This window comes from Haladaptatus ordinarius, assembly GCF_054177595.1.
This window is the reverse complement of the sequence record NZ_JBPEHH010000198.1, coordinates 1-4,059: the sequence shown is the minus strand read 5'-3', so window position 1 is coordinate 4,059 and position 4,059 is coordinate 1. Positions and strand designations below refer to the sequence as shown.

6 protein-coding genes and 1 pseudogene are annotated in these 4,059 nt (G+C 53.8%); 2 read left to right on the top strand and 5 right to left on the bottom strand.

The features are described from left to right. Positions 1-73 precede the first annotated feature (73 nt). From ACR3FF_RS26090 to ACR3FF_RS26075, 4 genes are all read right to left on the bottom strand, one after another. Positions 74-556 carry a geranylgeranylglyceryl/heptaprenylglyceryl phosphate synthase gene (locus tag ACR3FF_RS26090; protein ID WP_458191006.1) on the bottom strand — a complete coding sequence of 161 codons (483 nt, stop codon included), beginning with the start codon at positions 554-556 and terminating at the stop codon, positions 74-76. 57 nt (positions 557-613) lie between these two features. Beyond that, positions 614-1,063 (bottom strand): type II toxin-antitoxin system VapC family toxin, encoded by a 450-nt coding sequence (locus ACR3FF_RS26085; RefSeq protein ID WP_458191005.1) that lies wholly within the window; start codon positions 1,061-1,063, stop codon positions 614-616. Next, positions 1,060-1,389: an AbrB/MazE/SpoVT family DNA-binding domain-containing protein gene (locus ACR3FF_RS26080; RefSeq protein ID WP_458191004.1), complete on the bottom strand. Its 330-nt coding sequence runs from the start codon at positions 1,387-1,389 to the stop codon at positions 1,060-1,062. Before ACR3FF_RS26080 ends, ACR3FF_RS26085 begins: the two co-directional genes overlap by 4 nt. Before the next feature lie 195 nt (positions 1,390-1,584). Further along, positions 1,585-2,076, bottom strand: a complete 492-nt coding sequence (locus tag ACR3FF_RS26075) for an Lrp/AsnC family transcriptional regulator (RefSeq protein WP_458191003.1) — start codon at positions 2,074-2,076, stop codon at positions 1,585-1,587. Between the two features lie 161 nt (positions 2,077-2,237). Here ACR3FF_RS26075 and ACR3FF_RS26070 point away from each other — a divergent pair, with 161 nt between their 5' ends. Both ACR3FF_RS26070 and ACR3FF_RS26065 read left to right on the top strand, forming a co-directional pair. After that, entirely contained in the window at positions 2,238-2,552 is a 315-nt protein-coding gene (locus ACR3FF_RS26070; RefSeq protein WP_458191002.1) for a DUF7344 domain-containing protein, read from the top strand. A gap of 471 nt (positions 2,553-3,023) precedes the next feature. Beyond that, the gene (locus tag ACR3FF_RS26065) at positions 3,024-3,860 is read left to right on the top strand and encodes a TrmB family transcriptional regulator (RefSeq protein WP_458191007.1); all 837 of its coding nucleotides are present in this window, start codon (positions 3,024-3,026) and stop codon (positions 3,858-3,860) included. 81 nt (positions 3,861-3,941) lie between these two features. Here ACR3FF_RS26065 and ACR3FF_RS26060 read toward each other — a convergent pair. After that, a pseudogene (locus ACR3FF_RS26060) lies at positions 3,942-4,059 on the bottom strand (IS5/IS1182 family transposase); the annotation flags it as partial.

Sequence of the window (4,059 nt, the reverse complement as noted above, 5' to 3'; positions counted from 1 at the left end):
CATCGACGGACCGCTTAAGTAGGACAGACAGCCGGGCGACACACGTGCAAATGCCCAGCTAAACGAACGCGATTCAACCCCGCGCTAAAGCACGGGGTTTTCTCGCTACCACAAGATAAGCAATGACGTCATCGACATCAAGGTCACAGTCCGCTTGCGTGTATGTGGCGACTGCTGACGCTGGATTGAGGACAATATAGGTTTCTGGGTGGACGTAGCCCCACTCAAGATCGGATGAGCAAACCCATTCGTGACGTGCTCCTGTGATCCACAGTGGGTCATCGGCATTCAGAACAATCGGCAGCAGGTACCCAGAGAGTCTCTCAGTACGAGATGACGATGGGCAATAGGTCGGCTCGACGAATATGGGAATGTCGGTAGAAGAGAGTGCATCGAGAATTGACTGAACGCTGGATTCAGTGACGTTCGTAGTGCCACCGATAATGATTGCGTCAGTTCCTGTGTCGGCAATGGAAGCGTAGGTATCCCCATCATGGAGTGCTTTGTCTGGGTCGACTTTCGTGACATGCTCCCACTGTGCCCACGCAGCCGCCATACCTCATCGTAGTACGGAGATACGCAAACCGCTTTCTGTCTGTTCGTCTCCCACGTGTCACGCTGGGTCTGTCCGGATCCGTTTGACCGAGATGTCTACCACAAGGTCCGTGAAATCGCCGTCAGCACCGACCAGAAGCGTGGTGTCTTCAGCAACCGCAAGCGCCACAGCATACGCGTCGCCTAGCGCGATACCCCCCGCTCCTTTCACTTCAGCCGCAAGTGGCCACGTCTCGGAGGGTGCACACAGTGTGACACCGCCGTCCACCAAGTCACGCACGGCCTGCCGGCCGGTCGTCAGTGTCTCTTCCGTCGGCGTTCCCGATGGGGAACCAGTTTCAAAGCGGGCGATTTTGTACATCAGTTCGGTCGCCGTGATTTCACTGACCGCTACGGCCTCTTCACCCATGTAGACATCCGTCAGGAGGTCGCGGACAGTTTCCCCGCCGGGTTCACCGTAGTAGTACGCAAGGAGGGGTTCCGTATCAAGAACGTAGCGATAGCTCATTCGTCGGTGGTCTCGTCTTGGTCGTCGTGAGCGACGTAGCGCTGGTAGTCACGCTGGTCGGCAGTGTCCTCTGCCTGGCGTTCAGCTGCCTGCTCCTCTCGATGGTGCGTAATGACCTCGCCACGCTCGTAATCTTCCCCCAGTGACCCAAAGCGTTCATTGGGTGTTGGGACTGGTTCGACGACGAGTTCGCCGTCTTCTTCGCGGAAGCGTACACGGCCTGGGATTTCGATGCCGTACTTCTCACGGAGCGACTTAGGGATTGTCGCCTGGCCTTTGCGGCTGATACGGACGACGTGGTCGCCATTTTCACCCTTACTACTCATAGCTCTTTACTGAGTCGATAGTATGACTTCCAGAATATTAAAACATACGGTGAGAGGGGATTGAGCCCCCAAAGCACCACCCGCTGCTCCATTTTTTACTAAGCGGGTGTGGATCTCTCGTCTGTCTGGTAATACCACAAGAGCCAGAATAAGTTCGTGTGACCTCATCACTGCCCCTGTCTCTCGCCACCCAGATTATTCGTCACGCCGCTCATCGGCGGTGGCTTCACTGAAATGGAAATGGTTGAATGGTTGCATATGCCGCGAGCGCATGATTTCGGAACTCTCAACGGTGAGTCCTGACTCGTGGAGTGTGTCCGTGATACGCGTGATATCCTGGGTATTCGTCCCAACCACTTCCACGTAGATATTCCGCCGGCCGACAAGCATCTCGCGCACATCGACCACGCCTTGGATCTCAAGCACTTGCTGGACGAATTTGGCTTGTTCGGTTGCGGGCGCGGTACAGACGAACAGCACGCGCAACGGAAGGTTCGCCGCCTCATAGTCGATCTCGGGATGATAGCCTTTGATGATGCCATCATCCTCAAGGGCTTCAATCCGATTCCGGACGGTACTCGCCGAAACACCCACTGTTTCGGCAATCTCTTGGGTGGTTGTATTCCGGGCGTCTCGCTGGAGATGATACAGAATGCCACGATCCACGTTATCTAATGGTCGGCTCATAGTGAAGGGTACAATAGGTGAGCTTAAGTACTGTGTGCGAAATGGAGTGAATTCTCCCGATAACTGCTGATTTGACGTATTCACTCAGTTACTCACACAACTGCTAACTCGTAAAATATGCGGTGTTTAACCCTCTGTAGTGTATTAACCGGGTGAAACTCATGATACTTGATGATCAGCTGTCAGTACTTTCGAACGGGCACAGACGGCGACTCCTCCTTGCACTCACAGAGGAGTCTCCATACACTGTTCCCACTGTCTCTTCAGACCCGGTGGAGACAGATGGCGGCGGCCGGGAGCACGCAATTGTGATGCACCATAGCCACCTTCCCCGGCTCGAAGATCACGGCCTCATCGATTGGGATGAAAGGACAGGCGACGTCACAAAGGGATCAGAGTTCGACGCCATCGAGCCGCTACTCACAACACTCGCGGAAAATCACAGTGTACAGCCCGCTGGTGAGCCGCCCGACTAATTCATGTGAAAACTGCCACGAATGTGGCAGTCCGGGCACGGAGTGACGATTGGTTGGGACCCACTCGAACTCCTGCCACTTCGTACTTTGAGTTCGACCTGTATAACCTTACTGTGATTATCTGAGTTACTAATCATACATCTGATGAATAGCCGCAGAAATTTGTCTTTTCCACTACTGATTTCATCGGACTCACTCCAGTTATTACTGTGAAATCAGCAATTACATCACGATAGATTGCGTTTTCAGAACCACATATCTGTGATTATCTGAGTAAATACCTCATCCACTGGTGAATCAGTAATTTGTCTGTGGAGGGATGAGTGCCTTTGATACGTCTCGAAGAACAAGAGATACTGATGGTGAATCGGTCTGTCGAACACGCCCGGTGGGTGAGACACCAACTGATTTACGCGCGCCGACAGAATAGTTTGAACAACTCCGGGGAAACCGGAGAACTGGTTGGGACCCATGAACGAGATCTCTAATCAACAGCAATCGATCGAATTGTTACAGCAACTCGGGTTAAAAGAGTACGAAGCACGCTGTTTTGTCGCCTTAGCACGCCTCCCGAAAGGAACAGCCAAGGAGATTAGCGACATCTCTGAGGTACCGCGAACGCGTGTGTATGATGCGATTCGCGTGTTAGAGACCAAGGGATTGGTCGAGATTCAACACTCGAATCCCCAGCAATTTCGCGCCGTGCCGATCAAGGAAGCCGCCGAAACACTGCGCCAGGAATACGAATCGCGGACAGAGACGCTCGTCGAGGCGATGGATGACCTTGAGCCCAAATACTCAGATGGTGATGAAGAGATCACCCACGAAGTATGGGCGCTCTCGGGAACAACCCCGATTACGAATCGTACCCAGCAACTCATTGATGCCGCTGGCCGTGAGGTTGTGCTCATTATCGGTCGAGAAGACGTTATCACCGAGGAGTTACTCAACCAACTCCAGGAAGCGCTGGACACCGGCCTCGATGTTCTGGTTGGCACACAGACCAAGGACCTTCGAGCACAGGTTGCAGAGGCACTGCCCGACGCTGAAGTGTTCGTCTCCGGGTTGGAGTGGTTGCACAGTTCGCCCCTTGAGGTGGGTGACGAGACAACGATCAGTCGACTGCTGTTGATCGACAAGAATACAATTCTCGTGAGTTCGGTCCACGAGACGGAGACGGGGGGTATTGAGTCGGAAAAAGCAGTGTTCGGGCGCGGTTTCGACAATGGGATCGTGGTAATCGCTCGGCGCCTGATGGCGAGTGGGTTGCCACCGCAAAAGGATCCTGAAATGGCCGACGGCAAATGACTACTCGTATCGCTATCCTCAGTCGTCCTGCAGGAGTTCGAGTTCGACGTTGTTTTCACTGAGTGTGTCATAGAATCCACCTCATAGCTTTTCGCAGCCCGGGTCGTTTCCTCGCTCGTAGTTGGTGATTGCAACCACGAGTCGGAGACAGAGCGCAACGAACACTTCTGTTCGTGCGTGCACGCGGCCTCGGGCTCGA

Bases quoted from the DNA above. Each gene is read 5' to 3' on its own strand.
- ACR3FF_RS26090 (WP_458191006.1), bottom strand. From the start codon at position 556: ATGGCGGCTGCGTGGGCACAGTGGGAGCATGTCACGAAAGTCGACCCA.
- ACR3FF_RS26085 (WP_458191005.1), bottom strand. From the start codon at position 1,063: ATGAGCTATCGCTACGTTCTTGATACGGAACCCCTCCTTGCGTACTAC.
- ACR3FF_RS26080 (WP_458191004.1), bottom strand. From the start codon at position 1,389: ATGAGTAGTAAGGGTGAAAATGGCGACCACGTCGTCCGTATCAGCCGC.
- ACR3FF_RS26075 (WP_458191003.1), bottom strand. From the start codon at position 2,076: ATGAGCCGACCATTAGATAACGTGGATCGTGGCATTCTGTATCATCTC.
- ACR3FF_RS26070 (WP_458191002.1), top strand. From the start codon at position 2,238: ATGATACTTGATGATCAGCTGTCAGTACTTTCGAACGGGCACAGACGG.
- ACR3FF_RS26065 (WP_458191007.1), top strand. From the start codon at position 3,024: ATGAACGAGATCTCTAATCAACAGCAATCGATCGAATTGTTACAGCAA.